Below are 20757 nucleotides of genomic sequence, written 5' to 3'. Positions count from 1 at the left end.
TAGGCTTGCGCCATGTCCGAAACCGCCCCTCCCGCCTCCCTCTGGCGTCGTTCGCTGACGGCCGTCCTGCGCTGGTTCGACACCTCCGCGGCCGACCCGGTGGATGCTGAAGCCTCCGCCCGCATCGACTGGCTGCGCGTCGTCCCCTTCATCGGCCTGCATCTCGCCTGCCTCGGGGTGATCTGGGTCGGCATCAGTCCTTTCGCGGTGGGCGTGGCCCTGGCGCTTTACGCGCTGCGCATGTTCGCCATCACCGGCTTCTACCACCGGTACTTCTCGCACAAGGCCTTCCGGACCTCGCGGCCGGTGCAGTTCCTGTTCGGCGTCGTCGGCGCCAGCAGCGTGCAGCGCGGCCCCCTGTGGTGGGCGGCGCACCATCGCCAGCACCACCGCGCCAGCGACACCGAGCACGACCCGCATTCGCCGAAGCACAAGGGCTTCTGGTACAGCCACATGGGCTGGTTCCTGACCCGCGGGGCGTTCCGCACCGACCTCGATGCGGTGAAGGACCTCGCCAAGTTCCCGGAGCTGCGCCTGCTCGACCGCTTCGACATCCTGGTGCCCGTGCTGCTTGCCGTCGGCCTCTTCCTGCTCGGTGGCTGGCTGGAAACCGCCGCGCCGGCGCTGGAAACCAATGGGCCCCAGCTGCTCATCTGGGGCTTCTTCGTCTCCACGGTGGTGCTGTTCCACGTCACGGTGACGATCAACTCGTTCGCGCACCGCTTCGGCCGCCGCCGCTTCGCCACCCGCGATGACTCGCGCAACAACTGGTTCCTCGCCCTGCTGACCTTCGGCGAGGGCTGGCACAACAACCACCACCACTACCCGGGCTCGGCGCGGCAGGGCTTCCGCTGGTGGGAGTACGACTTCACGTACTACACGTTGAAGGCGCTCAGCCTATTCCGCATCGTCTGGGACCTGAAGCCGGTGCCGGACACCTTCCGCAAGCCGACCGCGGAGGCCGCGTGAGGGTCGCCGTCGTCGGCAGCGGCATCGCCGGCCTGTCCTCCGCGTGGTTGCTCTCCCGCCAACACGAGGTCGTGCTGTTCGAGGCCGAAGCGCGACTCGGTGGCCACACGCACACGCATGACGTCGAGCAGGCCGGGAAGCGCTATCGCGTCGACACCGGTTTCATCGTCCACAACACGCACAACTATCCGCTGCTGACGCGGATGTTCGACGAGCTCGGCGTGGCGTCGAAAGACACGACGATGAGCTTCGGGGCGCAGGTCGAGGCCACCGGCCTCGAATACAACGCCACCAACCTCGACGCCCTGTTCTGCCAGCGCCGCAACCTGCTCTCGCCGTCCTTCATCCGGATGGTGCGCGAGATCCTGCGCTTCTACCGCGAGGCTGGCGCCCTGCTGGCCGATCCGGGCCCGGGGCCGTCGCTGGGCGATTACCTCGAGCAGAACCGCTACTCCACCCTGTTCCGCGACGCCCACCTGATCCCGATGGCCTCGGCGCTGTGGTCCTCGCCCTCGGCGACGATCCTCGACTTCCCGGCCAAGTACCTCGTGCGCTTCATGGACCACCACCGGATGCTTCAGGTGGAAGGCCGCCCGCAATGGCGCGTGGTCGAGGGCGGTTCGTCGAGCTACGTCGAGGCTCTGAAAGCGCGCTGGACGGTCGACGTCCGCCTCGCCTGCCCGGTGCAGCGGATCACCCGCGACGAGGCTGGCGTGACGGTCAAGCATGTCGCCGGCGAAGACCGCTTCGACGCGATCGTCGTGGCCACGCACAGCGACCAGGCCCTGGCGCTGCTCGGCGATGCCGACGCGCTCGAGTGCGAGGTGCTGGGCGCCATGCCCTACCAGCGCAACGAGGTGGTGCTGCACACCGACCGCCGGATCCTGCCCACGCGCCGCAAGGCCTGGGCGGCATGGAACGCCTTCGTGCCGGCCGATCCGAAGGCCGAGTGCTCGGTGAGCTACTGCATGAACCTGCTGCAGGGCCTCGAGTCGCCCGAGCCCTTCGTGGTCACCTTGAACCGCAGCGCCGCCATCGACCCGGCCAAGGTGATCGCACGGATGACCTACCACCACCCGGTCTATACCCACGCCAGCGTGGCCGCGCAGGAGCGCCGCACCGAGCTCAACGGCCGCCGCCACACCTGGTTCGCCGGGGCGTACTGGGGCTTCGGCTTCCACGAGGACGGCATGCGCGCGGGCGTCGAGGCCGCGGCAGGCCTCGGCGTGCGATGGTGAACAGCGCCCTCTACGTCGGCCGCGTCCAGCACCGCCGCTTCGCGGTGGCGAACAACGCCTTCCGCTACCGGATCTTCCAACCCTTGCTCGACCTCGCCGAACTCGACCGCGTGTTCGACCGGCGCTGGTTCTGGTCGGTGAACCGCCGCAACCTCGCCGAGTTCCGCCGCAGCGACTACTTCGGCGATGCCGCCCTGCCCTTGGACGTTGCCGTGCGCCGTCGGGTCGAAGCCGAGCTCGGGCGTCCGGCGCCCGGCCCCATCCGCGTGCTGACGCACCTGCGCTACTTCGGCTACGTGCAGAACCCGGTGAGCCTCTACTACGGCTACCGCGAGGACGGCGAGACCCTCGACTGGATCCTCGCGGAGATCACCAACACCCCGTGGGGCGAGCGCCACGCCTACCTGCTGCCCGCCGAGAAGGCCCAGCGGAAGGGCCGTGCCCTGCACTTCGGCTTCGACAAGGCCTTCCACGTCTCGCCCTTCCTGCCCATGGACCGCCGCTACCACTGGGTGTTCACGCCACCGGGCGAGGACCTGCACATCCACATGGACGTCCTGAGCGGCGATTCGCGGGAGTTCGACGCCACCCTCACCCTGGAGCGGCGCCCGCTGCGAGGCAACACGCTGGCTTCATGCCTCGCCGCGTATCCATTCATCACTGTGAAGGTGGCCGCGGCCATCTACTGGCAGGCCTTGAAGTTGACCCTCAAGCGCGTGCCCTTCCACCCCCATCCCAATCCGGACGCCCGCCTGTGAGCCTGCCCGCCGACGCCCTGCCGAACGAAAACGCCTCATCGGGCAGCTACGAGCGCTGGCTGCGCACGCGCCTGTTCGAGCGCCTCGGCGGCCTTCGCCATGGCACCCTGATCATCAGCGACGCCCTGGGAGAGACCCGCCTCGGCGAGACCGAACCGGCGGCAGGCGCGCCCATCGCGCGCCTGCGCGTACACGACCTCGAGGCCTATGCCCGCATGGCCACCGGCGGCTCCGTCGGCGCGGCCGAGGCCTATATGGACGGCCAGTGGAGCTGCGACGAACTCGTCGACCTGATCCGCCTGCTGGTGCTCAACCGCGATCTGCTCGATGCGATGGAAGGCGGCATGGCCCGCCTGTCCGGCTGGCTGCTCAAGGCCGTGCACGCGTTCCGCCGCAACACCCGCGCGGGCTCGCGCAAGAACATCGCCGCGCACTACGACCTCGGCAACGAGTTGTTCCGCCTGTTCCTGTCCGACGACCTGATGTACTCGTCGGCGATCTTCGCGGATCCCACCGAGACGCTCGAAGCGGCCTCGTTCCGCAAGCTCCAGCGCATCGGCCGCAAGCTCGACCTCAAGCCGTCGGACCACCTCGTCGAGATCGGCACCGGCTGGGGTGGCATGGCCCTGCACGCCGCGAAACACTTCGGCTGCCGCGTCACCACGACGACGATCTCGAAGGAGCAGCACGCCCTGGCCACCGAGCGCGTGGCCAAAGCCGGGCTTTCCGACCGCGTGACCCTGCTGCTCGAGGACTACCGCGACCTCACCGGCACCTACGACAAGCTGGTGTCGATCGAGATGATCGAAGCCATCGGCCACCAGTACCTCGATACCTACCTCGCCAAGTGCGCGTCGCTGCTGAAGCCGGACGGCCTCGCGATGGTCCAGGCCATCACCATCGAGGACCACCGCTACGAGCAGGCGTTGCATTCGGTCGACTTCATCAAGCGCCACATCTTCCCGGGCAGCTTCATCCCCTCCATCAGCGCCATCACCGGCGCGATGGGCCGCAGCACCGATCTCCGACTCGTCTCGCAGGAGGATTTCGGCCCGAGCTACGCCCTGACGCTGCGCCACTGGCGCGAGCGCTTCATGGCGAAGCTCGCCGATGTGCGCGCCCTGGGATACGACGAGCGTTTCGTGCGGATGTGGGAGTTCTACCTCGCCTATTGCGAGGGCGGCTTCCTCGAGCGCTCGATCGGCGTCTCGCAGCTGCTGTTCGCGCGGCCGATGAACCGCCGCGACCCGTGGATGCCCGCGCCCGAGTCCGTGTGATGCCGAAAGGGTTCCTCATCGCGAACGTGCTCGGCTTCCAGGCCGTGTGGTTCGCCAGTGTCATCGGCGCCGCGAACGGCCTGCCGTGGGCCGGCCCGCTGGCCGCCATGGTCTACGCCGCCGCCCACTTCGCCTGGACGCCGGACCGGCGCGGCGACCTGCGCATGCTCGCCATCGCCGTGTCGATGGGCGTGGTGGCCGACTCGCTGCTGGCGGCCACCGGCGTGCTGGCCTTCGCCAGCCCGTGGCCGTGGGCAAGCGCCGCGCCGGTGTGGATCCTCGCGATGTGGGCCGGCTTCGCGCTCACCTTGAACCACTCCATGGCCTTCCTGCGCGGCCGCTGGCTGATGGCCGCCGCCTTCGGCGCCCTCGGCGGCCCCCTCGCCTACTGGGGCGCGGCACGTGGCTTCGACGCCGTCGAATTCGGCCTCGGTTTGCCGATCGCGCTGGCCGCGCTCGCCGTGGTCTGGGGCGTGGCGATGCCTGCCCTTTACGCCCTGCATCGCTCGGCGCCCGCCGCCGCCGCGAGCGAGGGCGCGGCGGCGTGAGCTTCTGGACCATCATCCTGCTGACGTGGGTCGGCGCCGCGGCCGGTATGGCGGCCGTCTGGGCCTTCTCGATGCGCGTGCGCAACGCCGGCTGGGTCGACGTGGCCTGGGCCGGCCTGATGGCGCTGGCGGCGATGTTCGCCGGCCTCGCCGGCGAGGGTGATGAATTGCCGCGCGGCCTGGTCGCCGTGTTCGGTGGCGTCTGGGGTTCGCGACTGTGCCTGCACCTGATGCATCGCGTGCTGCGCGAACCGGAGGACGGCCGCTACCAGGCCATGCGCGCCGCCATCGGCGATTCCCCGCTGCGCTGGTTCGCGTTCTTCCAGGTGCAGGCGCTCATCGTCGCGTTGTTCGCGATCCCCTTCACCGCCGCCGCCTCGGGAGACGCCGACGGCATCGACCCGATCATGCTGCTTGCCGTGGTGGTGTGGATCGTCGCCATCGGCGGTGAAACCCTCGCAGACCGCCAGCTCGATGCCTTCCGCAGCGATCCGGCCAACAGGGGCAAGCTGTGCCGCGTGGGCCTTTGGGCGTGGTCGCGCCACCCCAACTACTTCTTCGAGTGGGTGCACTGGTTCGCTTACGTGCTGCTTGCCTGGTGCGGCCCCCACTTCTGGTGGAGCCTGCTGGGCCCGGTGGTGATGTTCGCCTTCCTGTGGCGGGTCAGCGGCATCCCGTGGACGGAGGCGCAGGCCCTGCGCAGCCGCGGCGACGCCTACCGTCGCTACCAGCACGAAGTCAGTGCATTCTTCCCGTGGCCGCCCAAGGCGTCCGACCCTTCTTCGAACTGAGAACCCATGGCGCTGATCGATCTGTGCGAACGCGGCCTCGTGCCCGACTTCCTGACCCGCTACGGCATTCGCAAACTCTGCGAACAGCGCCTTCGAGACGAGCATGACGGCGACCTCGACCGCGCCGATGCCCGCTTCCGCACCCTGCTCTCCGAGCTGCGCTCCAGCCCGATCGCCATCGAGACGGCCGCCGCCAACGAGCAGCACTACGAAGTGCCGACGCGCTTCTTCGAGCTCAGCCTCGGCAAGCGCCTGAAGTACTCGGGCTGCTACTACCCGGACGGCAACGAGACCCTCGACGAGGCCGAGGAGAAGATGCTCGCGCTGTACGGCGAGCGCGCCGAGCTGAAGGACGGCATGCGCATCCTCGAACTCGGCTGCGGCTGGGGCTCGCTGACGCTGTGGATGGCCGAACGCTTCCCGAACTCCCGCATCACCGGCGTCTCCAACTCACGCACGCAGCGCGAGCACATCCTCGCGCAGGCCGCGGTGCGCGGCCTGGCCAACGTCGAGATCATCACCACCGACGTGAACCGGCTCGACCTCAGCCCGGAGACCTTCGACCGCTGCGTGTCGATCGAGATGTTCGAGCACATGCGCAACTACGACACGCTGCTCGGCAACATCGCGCGCTGGCTGAAGCCCGGCGGCAAGCTCTTCGTGCACATTTTCTGCCATCGCAGCCTGATGTACCCGTTCGAGACCGAGGGCTCGGACAACTGGATGGGTCGCTATTTCTTCACCGGCGGCCTGATGCCCAGCGCTGACACGCTGCTGCACTTCCAGAGTGCGCTGCGCATCGAACAGCGCTGGGTGCTGTCGGGCATCCACTACGAGAAGACCGCGAACCATTGGCTCGAGAACCAGGATCGCCACGCCGAGGAAGTGCATCGCGTGCTGGCCGAAACCTACGGCGCGAAGAACGCCGCGGTGTGGGCGCAGCGCTGGCGGATGTTCTGGATGGCTTGCGCCGAGCTGTTCGGCTACGCCGGCGGTTCGGAGTGGGGCGTCGCCCACTACCGCTTCGTGAAGCGCTGATTCCTCAGCAGGACGTCGTCGCCGTCGGCTGGCAGGCCTGGGCGGTGGCCGCGGCCGGAGCGGCGGCGGCCGGCTCGCTTCCGGCGGGCTTGCCGGTCGCCACGCGGATGCCGCGGGCCTTCATCCACGCATCGAATTCTTCCGCGGTCATGCGGCGGCCGTTCTGCGTCATGTCGAAGCGGTAAGGCGAGTTGTCGTGCGCGGTGCGCGGCACGTAGCCGCCCGGCGCCGAGGCGGCGGGCGCGGCCGCCACCGGCGGGCGGATGCGCTCTAGGAAGGCCTGCACCGACACCGGCGACTGGGACGGCTTGGCAGCAGGGCCACCGGAAAGCTCAATCGCCGGCGCGGCGTGGACCGTCGATGCGGCGAGGACCGTCAGGGCGAACGAAAAGACGTGGCGACACGCCATGGCGGTAACTCCGTGCAACTGAACGTGGGCGGGAGCTTACGCAGCGTGACGAGGTGCGGCAAGCCAAGGCCGCGGAGGCCATGCCCGACGAACGACGCACAAAAGAAAAGCCCGGCTTTCGCCGGGCTTTCCTGCCTTGCCGGAGAACGCCTTAGTTCTGGACGTTCAGCTCGGTGCGGCGGTTCTTCGCACGACCCGCGTCGGTGTCGTTGCTGTCGATCGGACGGGCTTCGCCGTAACCGGTCGGGCCGTTCAGGCGGGCAGCGTCGACGCCGTTGCTGGTCAGGTAGTCGAACACCGTGCGGGCGCGGCGCTCCGAGAGGCCCTGGTTGTAGGCGTCGGTACCGACCGAGTCGGTGTGGCCGGCGACTTCAACCTTCAGCTGCGGGTACTTCTTCAGGATGTCAATCGCCTCGTTGAGGATCGTCACCGCGTCCGGACGCAGGGTGGCCTGGTCGAAGTCGAAGTTGACGCCCTTCAGGTCGATCGTCAGCGGCACGGCGCAACCGTCCGGACCGATGGCCTGGCCGGCCTGCGAGCCCGGGCACTTGTCGACGCAGTTGTTGACGCCGTCACCGTCGTCGTCCTGCGTTTCGCAGCTGGCGACCGGAGCCGGGGCCGGAGCGGGCGCCGGAGTCGGGGCCGCGGCGGCCGCCTTCGGGCCCAGCGGCACCAGCAAGATGGCCTTCACGTACGGATCAACGAAGTAGTCCTTGGTACGTGCGATGCGGCTCTGGTCGTCGAAGACGGTCAGCGCACCAGCCTCGAGACGAACGCCGACATTCTCGTAATCGGCCTGGAGTCCGCCGCCGAAGTCGAGCGCGAGGTTGTTGTCCTTGCGCTGCCCCGGGGAATTCGGGCTCGGGAAGGCGTTGAACTCTTCCTCGGCACGCTGGAGGCCAACGCCGCCCTTGACGTAGGGCCACCAAGTCTCGCCGGCGTCGCGGAAGTGGCGACGGAGGTCGAGCGACGCACCGTACTGGCTGAAGTTGAGGTTGGCATTGCCGTCGAAGCTGGCATTCGTCGAATAGATCCCGGCGTCAAGGGACCACTCCGGCGCGAAGAAACGACCAATGCCCACGCCGAACGTGAACTCCGGGTCGGTGGCGCGCTGCGAGCTCTGGAAGTTGATTCCGGAGCTGCCAGCCAAGTACCAGCGGTCATCGAACTCCTGCGCCATGGCCACGTTGGCGAAGGAGGCGGCCAGCACGGCCAGACACAGCAAATTCTTCTTCATGATCGACTCCAAATGGGGGAAGGGACTGCCCTGCAGGCCGAGCCCCTTCCTGGGGTTGCCTTGCGTGGGCGATGTTAACACCGCGCTAAGTCGTGACAAGCCACTCAGCCTACCTTCTTCACTTCGCATGAAGAGAGGCGGACCATGGTGGCCCGCGCGCTTCCCACGTCCGCACCGGCCCGATGGCGCGCGACGCCGCCTTGTGCACACTCGAGTGCCCGGGCATTCTCGCCCAACCCTACGCCACCGTATTGATATGACGGCCGCCGCCTTCCCGCATCTGTTCAAACCGCTCGACCTCGGCTTCTGCACCCTGCCCAACCGCGTGCTGATGGGTTCGATGCATACCGGCCTCGAGGACCGCTCCCGCGACTTCCCGAAGCTCGCCGCCTACTTCGCCGAGCGCGCCCGCGGCGGCGTCGGATTGATGGTGACCGGCGGGATCGCCCCGAACCTGGTCGGTTGGCTCAAGCCCTTCTCCGGGAAGCTCAGTTGGCCTTGGGAAACGCACAAGCACCGGATCGTGACGAAGGCCGTGCACGCCGAGGGCGGCAAGATCTGCATGCAGATCCTGCACGCCGGCCGCTACGCCTACCACCCGCTGTCGGTGTCGGCCTCAGCCATCCAGGCGCCGATCAATCCGTTCAAGCCACGCGCGCTCACTGGCTGGGGCGTCGAACGCCAGATCAAGGCTTTCGTGCGCGCCGCAAAGCTCGCCCGCGACGCGGGCTACGACGGCGTCGAGGTGATGGGCTCCGAGGGCTACCTGATCAACCAGTTCCTGTCGGCACGCACGAACCAGCGCACTGACGGATGGGGCGGTACGCCGGAGAAGCGCATGCGCTTCGCGGTCGAGATCGTCCGCCGCATCCGCGAGGCCGTGGGGCCGGACTTCATCCTCATCTATCGCCTCTCCATGCTGGAGCTGGTCGATGGCGGCGCGGCCTGGGACGAGATCGTGATGCAGGCCAAGGCCATCGAAGCCGCGGGCGCCACGATCATCAACACCGGCATCGGCTGGCACGAGGCCCGCGTGCCGACCATCGCGACCTCGGTGCCGCGCGCGGCCTTTGCCGGCGTAACGGCCAAGCTGCGCCCGCACGTGACCCTGCCGCTCGTCGCCACCAACCGCATCAACATGCCGGACGTGGCCGAGCGCATCCTGGCCTCGGGCGAGATCGACATGGTCTCGATGGCGCGCCCCCTGCTGGCCGATCCGGCCTGGGTCGCCAAGGCGAAGGCCGGCCGGGTGGACGAAATCAACACCTGCATCGCCTGCAACCAGGCCTGCCTCGACCACGTCTTCGAGAACAAGAAGGCCAGCTGCCTCGTCAACCCGCGGGCCTGCGCCGAGACCGAGCTGGTGATCAAGCCGGCCACGCAGAAGAAGACCGTGGCCGTCGTCGGTGCCGGCCCGGCCGGGCTGGCCGCCGCCACCACGGCCGCGGAGCGCGGCCATGCCGTCACCCTGTTCGACGCCGCGCCGGAGATCGGCGGGCAGTTCAATCTCGCCAAGACGATCCCGGGCAAGGAGGAATTCCACGAGACCCTCCGCTACTTCGCCACCCTGCTGAAGAAGCACGGCGTCGACGTCCGCCTGAACACGCGCGTCGGCGCCGACGACCTCAAGGGCTTCGACACCGTGCTGCTCGCCACGGGCATCCGGCCGCGCAAGGCCGGCTTCGAGGGCCATGACCATCCGAAGGTGGTCAGCTACATCGACGTGTTGACCGGCAAGGTGCAGGTCGGCGCCAAGGCGGCCATCGTCGGCGCCGGCGGCATCGGCTTCGACGTCGGGGAATTCCTCGTCCACCGCGGCGTCTCGCCCAGCCTCGACCCGAAGGCCTGGATGGCCGAATGGGGCGTCGCGAGCAACTTCGACGGCCCCGGGGGGCTGGCCAAGCCGCATCCGGAGCCCGCCGCCCGCGAGGTCTGGCTGCTGCAGCGCTCCAAGGGCCGTCCCGGCGCCCGTCTGGGCAAGACGACCGGATGGATCCACCGCGCCGCCCTGAAGATGAAGGGCGTGAAGGCCCACGGCGACGTCGAATACCTGAAGATGGACGACGCTGGCTTCCACGTGCGGATCGAGGGCAAGGACACCCTTCTGCCGGTAGACCACGTGGTGGTCTGCGCCGGTCAGGAACCGCTGCGTGAGCTTCTGGAACCCCTGCAGGCCGCGCAGGTCCCCGTGCAGCTGATCGGCGGCGCCGACGTGGCATCGGAGCTCGACGCCAAGCGCGCGATCGCCCAAGGAACGCGGGCCGCTGCGGCCCTGTAAGCCCGGGAAATCGGACTGCGCGGCCTCGGGCTAGAGTAAAAGCCCGAGCAAATTCAAAAACTTATGAAATCGGCATTCAGCCCGGGTTTGGAAAGACCGGGCTACGGTTCGCCCCGTTCGCCCGACCGCCCTTTGGCCAGTACGGCGTTCTCGTGACTCCCGGGCTCATGGCGCTTCGGGGGCTTCCCACCGCTTCAGCGGACCGGGAAGGCGGGTCAGCACAGAACTCCTGGACCCGTTCATCCCCATTACGCCAAGTCACTGGCTCCGCCCGCGCCGCACATCGCACGGGACGCCACGGACGCAACGGAGCAAGGAAAGCCATGGAACTCTCGTTTTTGATGTGGTTGTCGACGCTGTTGCCCCCGGCCCAGGCCGAACCGCTCTGCCTCGCCACCACGGTTTACCTCGAAGCCCGCAACCAGTCCGAACTGGGCCAGCGTGCCGTCGCCGAGGTCGCACTGCGCCGCCGGGACTCCGGCATGTGGGGTGACGATGTCTGCGCGGTCGTGAAGGCGCCCAAGCAGTTCGCCCCGACCCTGGTTCCCCCGCGCACCCGACTGAACAACGTCGAGGCCTGGGAAGAGGCCGTCGCCGTCGCCTTCGCCGCCCAGAAGGAATGGAACCGCCCGCGCGCCGAGCGCCGCGAGGTCGTGCCCGGTGCCAGCCACTTCGCCGCCATGCGCATCGCCAACCCGAGCTGGGCCAGCTACCCGCAGGTCGCCACGATCGACGACCACACCTTCTTCCGGGTGAACCGCCTCCGCTCTCGCGACGAGGCGGGCGACGACGCCGGCACGGCGGGCGGATCGCGCTGAGCTCCTGGGCGACCTGCCCGGCTCAACGCCTCCAGAAGCGCTCCATCTCCAGATAGGTGAAGGACGCCGACCAGGCGATCAGCACGAAGCCCGTCAGGGCCGTGGTGCCGACCTTGAAGCGGATGGGGCCGACCGGCGTCAGGTCGCCGAAACCCACCGTGGTGAAGCTCACCGCGGACAGGTAGACCGCATCGAACAGGTGCGGTGGGTGCGCACCGGCGATGGTGCCGGTGTTCGGGTACATCAGCAGCAGCCAGGTGCTGGTGCCGAAGATCCAGATCTCGACCACGTGCAGGGCCAGCACCCCGAAGATGCCGTACAGCACCTTGCGGCGACGCTCGCCCTCCTTGCGCTGGTAGAGCCAGCGCGACATCAGCACCAGGCCTTCGTAGTGCACAAGGGTGACGAGGGCGACGGTCAGCACCGTCACCCCGACGATCAGCAGATTGGCATCCCAGTGCGGGTACATCGGCCCACCCTACCCGCCGGCACGGGGCCGGCGGAAGGGGATCACGCTCAACGCTTCTCGATCGGCACGTAGGCGCGGTCTTCCGGCCCGGTGTAGTTCGCGCTCGGGCGGATGATCTTGCCGTCCTGGCGCTGCTCGATGACGTGCGCGCTCCAGCCCGTGGTGCGGGCGATGACGAACAGCGGGGTGAACATCGCCGTCGGGATGCCCATCATGTGGTACGCCGAAGCGCTGTACCAATCGAGGTTCGGGAACATCTTCTTCATGTCCCACATCAGCGTCTCGATGCGCTCGGACACGTCGAACAGCACTTCATTGCCGCCGTCCTTGCACAGTTCGCGCGAGATGCCCTTGATGATCGGGTTGCGCGGGTCGCCGATGGTGTACACCGGGTGGCCGAAGCCGATCACGATCTCCTTGCGCTCGACGCGGGCGCGGATGTCCGCTTCGGCGGCATCGGCGCTGTCGTAGCGGGCGATGATGTCCATCGCGACTTCATTGGCGCCGCCATGCTTTGGACCGCGCAGCGCGCCGATCGCGCCGGTGATGCAGGAGAACAGGTCGGAGCCGGTGCCGGCGATGACGCGCGCGGTGAAGGTGCTGGCGTTGAATTCGTGCTCCGCGTAGAGCACCAGCGAGCGATCCAGCGAACGGGCGTGCAGCGCGCTCGGCGGCTCGCCGTGCAGCAGGTGCAGGAAGTGCGCGGCGACCGAGTCGTCGTCGGTCTGGGTCTGGATGCGGTCACCGTTGCGGGTGAAGTGCCACCAGTAAAGCAGCATCGAGCCGAAGCTGGCGATGAGCCGGTCGGCGATGTCGCGGGCCTCGTTTTCCGGGTGGCCTTCGCGCTCCGGCAGCACCGTGCCCATCACCGAGCAGCCGGTGCGCAGCACGTCCATCGGGTGGGCGGCGGCCGGGACCAGTTCGAGCGCTTCGGCGACGATCGCCGGTAGGCCGCGCAGGCGCTTCAGCTTGGCCTTGTAGGCCTTCAGCTGGCTGGCCGTCGGCAGCACGCCGTGCACCAGCAAGTGGGCCACTTCCTCGAAGCCGGCGTGGTCCGCCAGGTCCTTGATGTCGTAGCCGCGGTAATGCAGGTCGTTGCCGCTGCGGCCGACGGTGCACAGCGCGGTATTGCCCGCGGCGGTGCCGGACAGGGCGACGGATTTCTTGGCCTTGGGGAGGGTGGGCGCGGCGTCACTCATCGGATCGGTTCCAGCAGGGAGTCGAGGCGCGCATGGTATCGCCAGCACGCGGTGCTCGTACCCCCCTCCGACGCCTGCGATACTCCGCCGCACCCCTCCCGCCCCGACCCGAACGGCCCACCCATGCCACGCCTCGTCCGCCGCGCCCTCGCCGCCGCCTGCCTCGTCGCCGCTTCAGCGCTGTCCACCGTGGCACTCGCCTGCACCGGCATCTCGCTCACCGCCGGCGACGGCAGCGTCGTGACCGCACGCACCGTGGAATGGGCCCTGAGCGACGCCAGCCACGACCACCTTGTGCTGTTCCCGCGCGGCCACCAGTTCAACGGGCGCACCCCGGAAGGCGAGAACGGCCACGCCTGGACGGGCCGGCACGGCTTCGTGTCGCTGATGGCCTACGGCGAGCCCTACGGACCGGACGGCCTCAACGAGGCAGGGCTCTATGTGGGTATGTACTACTTCCCGGATTTCGCCCGCTTCGCACCCTTCGAGCCGGCGCGTCGCAGCCAGTCGCTGAGCGTCGGCGACTACATGCAGTGGATGCTCTCCTCGTTCTCGACGGTGGTCGAGGTGCGCGAGCACCTGCGCGACGTCACCGTGGTCAATGTCGAGGACCCGCGCTTCGGCGGCGCCCCGCTGCCCTTCCACTGGAAGGTGGCCGATGCCAGCGGCGCGGCGATCGTCATCGAGATCATCGAGGGTGGCCAGGTCAAGGTGCACGACGCCCTGCTCGGCGTGGTGACCAATTCGCCCACCTACGACTGGCACCTGACGAACCTGCGCAACCACATCGGCCTGTCGCCCGCCGCGGAGAAGCCGATCACGATCGACGGCCGCACCTTCTCACCGCTCGGTGCGGGCACCGGGTTGCGTGGCCTGCCCGGCGATTTCACGCCGCCGGCGCGCTTCGTCCGTGCTGTCGCCCTGACTGCCTCGGCACGCCCGCTGAAGGACGGCCCGGAGGCCGTGTTCGAGGCTTTCCGCATCCTCGACAGCTTCAATCTCACCGTGGGCAGCACGGGCGCGCCCGAGCAGCGCGCCGAGGACATCGTGAGCGCCACGCAGATCACCACCGCGGCCGACCTGCGCAACCGCGTGTTCTATTTCCACTCGATGTGGGACCGCCAGGTGCGGAAGCTCGACCTGAAGGCCATCGATTTCAGCCGGATCGAAAAGACCGTGCTCGACAGCGGCGCCTCGCGCACCCAAACGGTGCGCGAGCTCCGCGTCGGCGAGGGCTGAGGCTCGCCCCCTCAGCCGCCCTTCTTGGCGAACAGCGCATCGAGCTGCTGTTCGAACGCGTGGTAGCCGATGCGCTCGTAGAGCTCCTCGCGGGTCTGCATCAGATCGACCACGGCTTGCTGGTGGCCGTCGCGGCGGATCGCGGTGTACACGGCCTCGGCGGCCTTGTTCATGGCGCGAAACGCCGACAGCGGATACAGCTGGATCGCGACGCCGACCGAGGCCAGTTGCTCACGCGTGAACAGCGGCGTCTTGCCGAACTCGGTGATGTTGGCCAGCACCGGCACCTTCACCGCATCGACGAAGCGCTGGTAGGTCTCGAGGTCGTACGAGGCCTCGGCGAAGATGCCGTCCGCCCCGGCTTCGACGCAGGCGATGGCACGCTCGATGGCCGCATCCACGCCATGCACCTGGATGGCATCGGTGCGCGCGATGAGGAAGAAGTCCTTGTCGGTCTTCGCGTCGGCGGCGGCCTTGACGCGATCCACCATCTCCTCGGTCGACACCACTTCCTTGCCGGGACGATGGCCGCAGCGCTTGGCGCCGACCTGGTCTTCGATGTGGCAGGCGGCAGCGCCGGCCTTGATCAGGCTCTTCACCGTGCGGGCGATGTTGAAGGCGCTCGGACCGAAGCCGGTGTCGATGTCGACCAGCAGCGGCAGGTCGCACACATCGGTGATGCGACGCGTGTCGATCAGCACGTCCTCGAGGCCGCTGATGCCGAGGTCCGGCAGGCCGAGCGAACCGGCGGCGACGCCACCACCGCTCAGGTAGATCGCCTTGTAGCCCGCGCGCTGGGCGAGCAGCGCGTGGTTGGCGTTGATGGCGCCAATCACCTGCAAGGGCGATTCGGCGGCCAAGGCGGCGCGGAAGCGCGCGCCAGCGGAATTCATGCTCATCGTCTTTCCTTGGTGCAATGACAAGAAAGGCGGCCGAAGCCGCCTTTCCGTTGTTCCCGGCGATCAGCCGAGGAGGTGTGCCACGCCGCTGCGCTCTTCCTCGAGCTCGGCCAGCGTCTTGTTCATCATTTCGCGCGAGAAGTCGTCGATGGCCAGGCCCTGGACGATCTCGTACTGGCCGTTCGTGCAGGTGACCGGGAAGCCGTACATGACGTCCTTCGGGATGCCGTAGCTGCCGTCGGACGGGATGCCCATCGTCGTCCACTTGCCGTTCGTGCCCAGCACCCAGTCACGGATGTGGTCGATGGCGGCGTTCGCGGCCGAGGCGGCCGAGGAGAGGCCGCGGGCTTCGATGATCGCCGCGCCGCGCTTGCCGACCTTCGGGATGAAGTCGGTGCGGTTCCAGTTCTCGTCGCCGACCTTGTCCTTCAGCGAGGCGCCGCCGACGGTGGCGAAGCGGTAGTCGGGGTACATGGTCGGGCTGTGGTTGCCCCACACGATCAGCTTCTCGATGTCGCCGACGGCGACGCCGGCCTTCGCCGACAGCTGCGACAGCGCGCGGTTGTGGTCGAGGCGCAGCATCGCCGTGAAGTTCTTCGCCGGCAGCGAGGGCGCCGACTTCATGGCGATGTAGGCGTTGGTGTTGGCCGGGTTGCCGACCACCAGCACCTTGACGTTGCGCGAGGCGACGGCGTCCAGCGCCTTGCCCTGCACGGTGAAGATCTCGGCGTTCTTGAGCAGCAGGTCCTTGCGCTCCATGCCCGGGCCGCGCGGCATGGCGCCGACCAGCAGGGCGACGTCGGCGTCCTTGAAGGCGACCATCGGGTCGGCCGTACCGACCACGCCGGCGAGCAGCGGGAACGCGCAGTCCTCGAGCTCCATGATCACGCCGCGCAGCGCGGCCTGGGCCTTGTCCATCGGCAGCTCGAGCAGCTGCAGGATGACCGGCTGGTCCTTGCCGAGCATCTCGCCCGAGGCAATGCGGAACAGGAGGGAATAACCGATCTGGCCAGCTGCGCCGGTGACGGCAACGCGGACGGGGGTCTTCATGGGGAGGGCTCCGTGGGGAATTAGACGAGGGCGGCGAAGAAGGCCTGGATGCGGCGCAGGCCTTCCTTCAGCGGGGCATCGGGACAGGTGTAGCTGATGCGGAGGGCGCTGGGCTCGCCGAAGGCCGAGCCCGGCACGCAGGCGACGCCCTCGGCTTCCAGCAGCAGGTTGCAGAAGTCGACGTCGTTGGCGATGAGCTTGCCGCCATGCGACTTGCCGAAGGCGCAGCTGATGTCGGGGAACACGTAGAACGCGCCCTGCGGTCGCGGGCACTTCACGCCCGGGATGGCGGCGAGAGCGGCCAGCACCACGTCGCGCTTGGCCTCGAACTCCCGGCACTTCTGCTGCGGCACGTCCTGCGGACCGGCCAGCGCGGCCACCGCGGCGGCGGTGACGACTTCCGGCAAGTTGGTGATGTGGTTCGAATTGAGCGTGGTGATGGCCTGGGCAATGGCCTCGGGGCCGGCCATCAGGCCGACGCGCCAACCCGGCATGCCGTAGGTCTTCGACAGCGAGTCGACGAACACCGTGCGCTCGCGCAATTCGGGCCGGAAATTGACGATGTTGTGGTAACCAAGGCCGTCGAACACCAGCGTGTTGTAGATGTCGTCGCTGATGATCCAGGTGTCCGGGTGCTTCGCGAACACGTCCGCCAGCGCGGCGATCTCGTCCTTCGAATACACCATGCCCGTCGGGTTGGACGGGTTGTTGAACAGGTAGACCTTCGGCTTCTGCGCCAGCGCGGCGTCGAGCTGGGCCGGCGTGATCTTGTAGTCCTGCGAGGCCGGGGCCGGCAGCAACAGCGTCTTGGCGCCGACGATGTCGGCGATGTCGACGTAGGTCGTCCAGTACGGGGTGGCGAAGGCGATGGTGTCGCCCGGATCGAGCAGCGCTTCGGCCAGGTTGTACAGCAGGTGCTTGGCGCCCACGCCGGTGGCGCAGTGCTTGCGCGTGTAGCCGGCCAGCCCGAGACGGCCCATGTGGGCGATGAAGGCGTCCAGCAGCGCGTCGGCGCCGCGGTTGCTGCCGTACTGGCCGCTGTCCTTGGCCAGCGCCTCGCGGGCAGCGGCGTAGACGTGCTCGCCGGGGAGGAAGTTCGGCACGCCGATCGAGAAGCTGATGATGTCGCGCCCCTGGGCCTTGAGGGCTTTCGCCTTCTCCGCCACGGCCATGATGGCACTGGGCTTGGCGTGACCCATTCGATGGCTGAGCTGCGGCATCGGACTCCCCTCGGCGGCGTTGGCGGTAAGCCCGAAAGTGTAGCACCGCGCCGCCCGGCGCCCGCCTTGCGGGGGCGGTGCCGCATCACCGAAGCTCCCGGCCACGCCCCTCGCCGGACCCGTGCATGACCGCCCGCTTCCCCCGCGGCCGCTTCGCCACCGCCCTCGTGCTGGGCCTGCTCTGGAGCGTCATCGCCACGGCCCAGACCCGCCCGTCGACCGCCACCGGGGAAGACGGCCGCCCGCTCCGGATCGACGGCAGGCTGGTGCTGGTCGAGCCCGACATCGAGCTGAGCCTCATCACCGCCGGCGGCCTGCTGGAACCGCGCGAAGCGTGGTCCCGCGACGCCCGACGCTTCTACGCTGAGGCGGTGCGCGCCCACCTCGCCGCCGCCAACGCCCCGCAGGCCCCGGATTTCGACATTCCCGACGACCTCGCCCCGGACTCCCGCCTCGGCCAGGTGGTGCGGCTGAACGAGGCGGTGGCGCTGTCGATCAGCCAATTCCTCCTGCCCGGCGGCGCGCTGGCCACCAAGCGCGACGCCGCCGGCCAGCCCCGTCTGGACTGGACGCTCGGCGACGGCGTAACGGAGCTCCGCGCGGCCACCGACGCGGACTTCGCCCTGTTCACCTACGTGCGCGACAGCTACGCCAGCGGCGGCCGCACCGCGCTGCGCGTGTTCGGCTTCATCGCCGGCGCGGCGATGGGCACGGGCCTCGACATCGGCGGCGGCCGGCAACACGGCATCGCCACCCTCGTCGACCTGCGAACGGGCAAGGTGGTGTGGTTCAACCAGCTGGCGCGCCAGAGCGGCGACTTGCGCGAACGCGACGAGGCGCGGAAGAGCGTGGAACTGCTGCTCGAAGACCTGCCGCTGTGACGCTGTTGGCCAGCCCACTCGCGCTCGCCGTGGGTCTCGGGCTCGGCATCGCCGCGTTCGCACCCGGTGCGGACGCCGCGCCGCCAGCGATCGCGCCGCCAGCGATCGCGCCGGGCGAACGTCCGGCCGAGGGCAGCACCGAGGCCGAGCTCTGGTACGGCATGGACCGCGCCGAGCAGGAACTGCGTGGCCTGCCGCAAGTGGAACGCGATGCCGCGCTCAACGACTACCTGCGCGACGTGCTCTGCCGCGTGGCCGGACCACACTGCGGCGACCTGCGGCTCTACGTGCTGACCGTCCCCGAGTTCAACGCCTCGATGGCGCCGAACGGCGCGACCCTCGTCTTCACCGGCGCCCTGCTGCGGCTGCGCTCGGAAGACGAACTCGCCGTGCTGCTGGGCCACGAGTTCGCGCATTACCGCCAGCGCCATTCACTGCAGCAGTGGCGGGCCAGCAAACGCAGCAGCGCCACGTTGGGCACCGTCGGATTGGCCACGCTGGGCGCTGGCGTCGGGCTGGTGGGCGGTGTCGCACAGCTCGCCGGCATGGCCGGGCTGTCGGGCTTCTCGCGGGAGCACGAACGCGAGGCGGATGCCCTGGGTCTCGAATTCGCCGCCGCGCAGGGCTACGGGCCGGACGCGGGGCTCGCGCTATGGGAACGACTGGCGCGCGAGGAAGCCGCGACGGTCGGCCGACGGCGCCATCCCGTGTTCGCCAGCCACCCGGAGACCGAAGCGCGCGTCGAAGCGCATCGGCGGATGGCGACGGCCGCCGAGGCCGTCCCGCCCCTCGATCTCGTGGCCGAGCGCCGCGAGCGCTACCGGGCCGCCATCGAGCCTTTCCTCGACGGCTGGCTGTCCGACGAACTGACGCGCCGCCGCTACGCCGCCTCGATCCAGATGATCGGCGAACTGCATGCCGACGCACCGCCCGCATGGCGGGGCCGCACCGCGCACTATTTGGGCGAAGCCCACCGCCTTCGTCGTGGGGAAGGCGACGCGGCAAAGGCCGCCGCCCTCCATGCCGAAGCGGTCGCCGCGGCGGATGCCCCGACTGCGGCCTTCCGCGAACACGGCTACGCGCTGCGTGCGGCCGGCGACGCCGCCGGTGCGCGCGACGCCCTCGCCCGTTACCTCCAGCTGCGGCCGGACGCCCCGGACCGCGCGTTCGTCGAACGCGACCTCGAGGCCCTCGCGCCATGACCAACGCTTGCGCCCTGCGCAGCGCCCTGCTGCTGCTCGCCCTCGCGGGGCTTGCCGCCTGCGCCACCGGCGGCCGCCTGCAGACGGCCGGCCGTACCGAGGTGCTGGGCATGACGGTCGAGACCTCACTCGATTGGGCGCGCTATGCCAGCCCGCGCCAGGAGGCCTGGACCATCGATGGCACCGCCCTGAACCAGCTGCGCCTGATCACCGGCACCCGACCGGGCGAGCACGTGTTCCACCTCGGGCGGGAGCGTCGGAACATCCCGCAAGGTGCGTGGTACCAGCCCGGCCTGCGCCCCGACGAACTGCACGAGCTGTTGCTCGCCGCCCTGCGCGAACAGGGCTGGGCCGAGGTCGAGTCCAGCAATCTGCGCCCGGCGAACTTCGGCACCGTCGACGGCCTGCGCTTCGAATTCACCATGGCCTCGCAGCGCGGTCTGCGCTACGCCGGCACCGCCGCACTGTTTGAGCGCGACGGCAAGCTCACCACGATCTACTGGCAGGCGCCGGTGGAGCACTACCACCCCCGCGACGCCGCCGCGGTGGCGGCCCTGATCGACTCGATCCAGCCGCTCTGAGCCCCGGAAACGACAAAGCCGCCCGAGGGGCGGCTTTGTCGGCGATGCGCGGCGGCTCAGCGAGCGGCTTCGTCCATCACCTTGTTCCACTCGGCGACGCGCTCGGCCTTGGCGGCCAGCACGGCATCGACGTCGCCTTCGAGCGTGACCTTCTCGATCAGGTCGCCGGTCTTGATGCTGTCGACGACCTCCAGGCCCGAGAGCACCTTGCCGAACACGGTGTGCTTGCCGTCCAGCCACGGGCAGGGCACGTGGGTGATGAAGAACTGGCTGCCATTGGTCTTCGGGCCGGCGTTGGCCATCGACAGGACGCCGCGCTCATGCGACAGGCCGGTGCCGACCTCGTCCTCGAAGCGGTAACCCGGGTTGCCGGTGCCACGGCCCTGCGGGCAGCCACCCTGGATCATGAAATCGGCGATGACGCGGTGGAAGTTCAGGCCGTCGTAGAACTTGCGGCGCACCAGGTTCACGAAGTTGGCGACCGTCAGCGGGGCCTTGTCGGCGTGAAGCGCGACCTGGATCGGGCCGCGGGCGGTGTGGAAGGTGGCGGTGACGGTGCTCATGGGCGCGCTCCGGCGTGCGGGAAAGGGCGCGCAGTGTACCCGTGCCGCCCTGCCGGCCGGGCCCTAAGCCCCGGTTGACCGGGCCCCACCGGG

Annotated in this window: 21 protein-coding genes; 13 read left to right on the top strand and 8 right to left on the bottom strand. The window is 69.0% G+C overall.

The window, feature by feature from the left end; genetic code table 11:
- Positions 1-12 precede the first annotated feature (12 nt).
- Genes O9280_RS02935 through O9280_RS02905 form a run of 7 tightly spaced genes read left to right on the top strand, consistent with a single transcriptional unit; the run spans position 13 to position 6619 of the window.
- Positions 13-969: an acyl-CoA desaturase gene (locus O9280_RS02935; protein ID WP_298338498.1), complete on the top strand. Its 957-nt coding sequence runs from the start codon at positions 13-15 to the stop codon at positions 967-969.
- The gene (locus O9280_RS02930) at positions 966-2207 is read left to right on the top strand and encodes an FAD-dependent oxidoreductase (protein ID WP_298338495.1); all 1242 of its coding nucleotides are present in this window, start codon (positions 966-968) and stop codon (positions 2205-2207) included. The genes O9280_RS02935 and O9280_RS02930 overlap by 4 nt, the downstream gene beginning before the upstream one ends.
- Positions 2201-2965 (top strand): DUF1365 domain-containing protein, encoded by a 765-nt coding sequence (locus O9280_RS02925; RefSeq protein ID WP_298338492.1) that lies wholly within the window; start codon positions 2201-2203, stop codon positions 2963-2965. The genes O9280_RS02930 and O9280_RS02925 overlap by 7 nt, the downstream gene beginning before the upstream one ends.
- 2 nt (positions 2966-2967) lie before the next feature.
- On the top strand, positions 2968-4242 hold the full coding sequence (locus O9280_RS02920) for a cyclopropane-fatty-acyl-phospholipid synthase family protein (protein ID WP_298338909.1): 1275 nt from the start codon (positions 2968-2970) through the stop codon (positions 4240-4242).
- Positions 4242-4790 carry a DUF2878 domain-containing protein gene (locus O9280_RS02915; RefSeq protein ID WP_298338489.1) on the top strand — a complete coding sequence of 183 codons (549 nt, stop codon included), beginning with the start codon at positions 4242-4244 and terminating at the stop codon, positions 4788-4790. Before O9280_RS02920 ends, O9280_RS02915 begins: the two co-directional genes overlap by 1 nt.
- A 47-nt stretch (positions 4791-4837) precedes the next feature.
- Entirely contained in the window at positions 4838-5581 is a 744-nt protein-coding gene (locus O9280_RS02910; RefSeq protein ID WP_298338906.1) for a DUF1295 domain-containing protein, read from the top strand.
- 6 nt (positions 5582-5587) lie between these two features.
- Positions 5588-6619: a cyclopropane-fatty-acyl-phospholipid synthase family protein gene (locus tag O9280_RS02905; RefSeq protein WP_298338486.1), complete on the top strand. Its 1032-nt coding sequence runs from the start codon at positions 5588-5590 to the stop codon at positions 6617-6619.
- 4 nt (positions 6620-6623) lie between these two features.
- Here the strand turns inward: O9280_RS02905 and O9280_RS02900 are convergent, their stop codons facing one another.
- A complete protein-coding gene (locus O9280_RS02900; RefSeq protein WP_298338483.1) occupies positions 6624-7028 on the bottom strand; it encodes a hypothetical protein in 405 nt (134 codons plus the stop codon).
- Between the two features lie 151 nt (positions 7029-7179).
- Positions 7180-8265, bottom strand: coding sequence for an OmpA family protein (locus tag O9280_RS02895; protein WP_298338481.1), 1086 nt, complete (start codon positions 8263-8265; stop codon positions 7180-7182).
- A gap of 256 nt (positions 8266-8521) precedes the next feature.
- On the opposite strand from O9280_RS02895, the gene O9280_RS02890 reads away from it, so the two are divergent.
- Together O9280_RS02890 and O9280_RS02885 are read left to right on the top strand one after the other, a co-directional pair.
- A complete protein-coding gene (locus O9280_RS02890) occupies positions 8522-10543 on the top strand; it encodes an NADPH-dependent 2,4-dienoyl-CoA reductase (RefSeq protein ID WP_298338478.1) in 2022 nt (673 codons plus the stop codon).
- 323 nt (positions 10544-10866) lie between these two features.
- On the top strand, positions 10867-11361 hold the full coding sequence (locus tag O9280_RS02885) for a cell wall hydrolase (RefSeq protein ID WP_298338475.1): 495 nt from the start codon (positions 10867-10869) through the stop codon (positions 11359-11361).
- Between the two features lie 22 nt (positions 11362-11383).
- Here the strand turns inward: O9280_RS02885 and O9280_RS02880 are convergent, their stop codons facing one another.
- A complete protein-coding gene (locus O9280_RS02880; protein ID WP_298338472.1) occupies positions 11384-11830 on the bottom strand; it encodes an ion channel in 447 nt (148 codons plus the stop codon).
- A gap of 47 nt (positions 11831-11877) precedes the next feature.
- Positions 11878-13029, bottom strand: a complete 1152-nt coding sequence (gene prpC / locus O9280_RS02875) for a 2-methylcitrate synthase (protein WP_298338465.1) — start codon at positions 13027-13029, stop codon at positions 11878-11880.
- Between the two features lie 123 nt (positions 13030-13152).
- On the opposite strand from prpC, the gene O9280_RS02870 reads away from it, so the two are divergent.
- Positions 13153-14268 carry a linear amide C-N hydrolase gene (locus O9280_RS02870; RefSeq protein WP_298338462.1) on the top strand — a complete coding sequence of 372 codons (1116 nt, stop codon included), beginning with the start codon at positions 13153-13155 and terminating at the stop codon, positions 14266-14268.
- A gap of 11 nt (positions 14269-14279) precedes the next feature.
- Here the strand turns inward: O9280_RS02870 and prpB are convergent, their stop codons facing one another.
- The 3 genes from prpB to O9280_RS02855 form a co-directional block, all read right to left on the bottom strand.
- Complete coding sequence (prpB, locus tag O9280_RS02865) at positions 14280-15167, bottom strand: methylisocitrate lyase (RefSeq protein ID WP_298338458.1); 888 nt, start codon at positions 15165-15167, stop codon at positions 14280-14282.
- A gap of 63 nt (positions 15168-15230) precedes the next feature.
- On the bottom strand, positions 15231-16217 hold the full coding sequence (locus O9280_RS02860; RefSeq protein ID WP_298338454.1) for a malate dehydrogenase: 987 nt from the start codon (positions 16215-16217) through the stop codon (positions 15231-15233).
- 20 nt (positions 16218-16237) lie between these two features.
- A complete protein-coding gene (locus O9280_RS02855) occupies positions 16238-17416 on the bottom strand; it encodes an aminotransferase class I/II-fold pyridoxal phosphate-dependent enzyme (protein WP_298338452.1) in 1179 nt (392 codons plus the stop codon).
- A 146-nt stretch (positions 17417-17562) separates the two neighbouring features.
- On the opposite strand from O9280_RS02855, the gene O9280_RS02850 reads away from it, so the two are divergent.
- From O9280_RS02850 to O9280_RS02840, 3 genes are read left to right on the top strand one after another with little or no spacing between them, the layout of a single operon-like run.
- Entirely contained in the window at positions 17563-18318 is a 756-nt protein-coding gene (locus O9280_RS02850) for a hypothetical protein (protein ID WP_298338449.1), read from the top strand.
- A gap of 5 nt (positions 18319-18323) precedes the next feature.
- A complete protein-coding gene (locus O9280_RS02845; protein WP_298338446.1) occupies positions 18324-19520 on the top strand; it encodes a M48 family metallopeptidase in 1197 nt (398 codons plus the stop codon).
- Entirely contained in the window at positions 19517-20101 is a 585-nt protein-coding gene (locus O9280_RS02840; RefSeq protein ID WP_298338443.1) for a hypothetical protein, read from the top strand. Before O9280_RS02845 ends, O9280_RS02840 begins: the two co-directional genes overlap by 4 nt.
- Before the next feature lie 56 nt (positions 20102-20157).
- On the opposite strand, the gene O9280_RS02835 is transcribed toward O9280_RS02840, so the two are convergent.
- Positions 20158-20664: a peptidylprolyl isomerase gene (locus O9280_RS02835; RefSeq protein WP_298338440.1), complete on the bottom strand. Its 507-nt coding sequence runs from the start codon at positions 20662-20664 to the stop codon at positions 20158-20160.
- Positions 20665-20757 lie beyond the last annotated feature (93 nt).

The organism is Silanimonas sp., from assembly GCF_027531545.1.
Taxonomy (GTDB): domain Bacteria; phylum Pseudomonadota; class Gammaproteobacteria; order Xanthomonadales; family Xanthomonadaceae; genus Silanimonas.
Note: the sequence above shows the minus strand (reverse complement) of the source record. Positions and strands in the feature narration are given on the sequence as shown.

Bases quoted from the DNA above. Each gene is read 5' to 3' on its own strand.
- O9280_RS02935 (WP_298338498.1), top strand. From the start codon at position 13: ATGTCCGAAACCGCCCCTCCCGCCTCCCTCTGGCGTCGTTCGCTGACG.
- O9280_RS02925 (WP_298338492.1), top strand. From the start codon at position 2,201: ATGGTGAACAGCGCCCTCTACGTCGGCCGCGTCCAGCACCGCCGCTTC.
- O9280_RS02915 (WP_298338489.1), top strand. From the start codon at position 4,242: ATGCCGAAAGGGTTCCTCATCGCGAACGTGCTCGGCTTCCAGGCCGTG.
- O9280_RS02910 (WP_298338906.1), top strand. From the start codon at position 4,838: ATGGCGGCCGTCTGGGCCTTCTCGATGCGCGTGCGCAACGCCGGCTGG.
- O9280_RS02905 (WP_298338486.1), top strand. From the start codon at position 5,588: ATGGCGCTGATCGATCTGTGCGAACGCGGCCTCGTGCCCGACTTCCTG.
- O9280_RS02900 (WP_298338483.1), bottom strand. From the start codon at position 7,028: ATGGCGTGTCGCCACGTCTTTTCGTTCGCCCTGACGGTCCTCGCCGCA.
- O9280_RS02895 (WP_298338481.1), bottom strand. From the start codon at position 8,265: ATGAAGAAGAATTTGCTGTGTCTGGCCGTGCTGGCCGCCTCCTTCGCC.
- O9280_RS02890 (WP_298338478.1), top strand. From the start codon at position 8,522: ATGACGGCCGCCGCCTTCCCGCATCTGTTCAAACCGCTCGACCTCGGC.
- O9280_RS02885 (WP_298338475.1), top strand. From the start codon at position 10,867: ATGGAACTCTCGTTTTTGATGTGGTTGTCGACGCTGTTGCCCCCGGCC.
- O9280_RS02880 (WP_298338472.1), bottom strand. From the start codon at position 11,830: ATGTACCCGCACTGGGATGCCAATCTGCTGATCGTCGGGGTGACGGTG.
- prpC (WP_298338465.1), bottom strand. From the start codon at position 13,029: ATGAGTGACGCCGCGCCCACCCTCCCCAAGGCCAAGAAATCCGTCGCC.
- O9280_RS02870 (WP_298338462.1), top strand. From the start codon at position 13,153: ATGCCACGCCTCGTCCGCCGCGCCCTCGCCGCCGCCTGCCTCGTCGCC.
- prpB (WP_298338458.1), bottom strand. From the start codon at position 15,167: ATGAGCATGAATTCCGCTGGCGCGCGCTTCCGCGCCGCCTTGGCCGCC.
- O9280_RS02860 (WP_298338454.1), bottom strand. From the start codon at position 16,217: ATGAAGACCCCCGTCCGCGTTGCCGTCACCGGCGCAGCTGGCCAGATC.
- O9280_RS02855 (WP_298338452.1), bottom strand. From the start codon at position 17,416: ATGGGTCACGCCAAGCCCAGTGCCATCATGGCCGTGGCGGAGAAGGCG.
- O9280_RS02850 (WP_298338449.1), top strand. From the start codon at position 17,563: ATGACCGCCCGCTTCCCCCGCGGCCGCTTCGCCACCGCCCTCGTGCTG.
- O9280_RS02840 (WP_298338443.1), top strand. From the start codon at position 19,517: ATGACCAACGCTTGCGCCCTGCGCAGCGCCCTGCTGCTGCTCGCCCTC.
- O9280_RS02835 (WP_298338440.1), bottom strand. From the start codon at position 20,664: ATGAGCACCGTCACCGCCACCTTCCACACCGCCCGCGGCCCGATCCAG.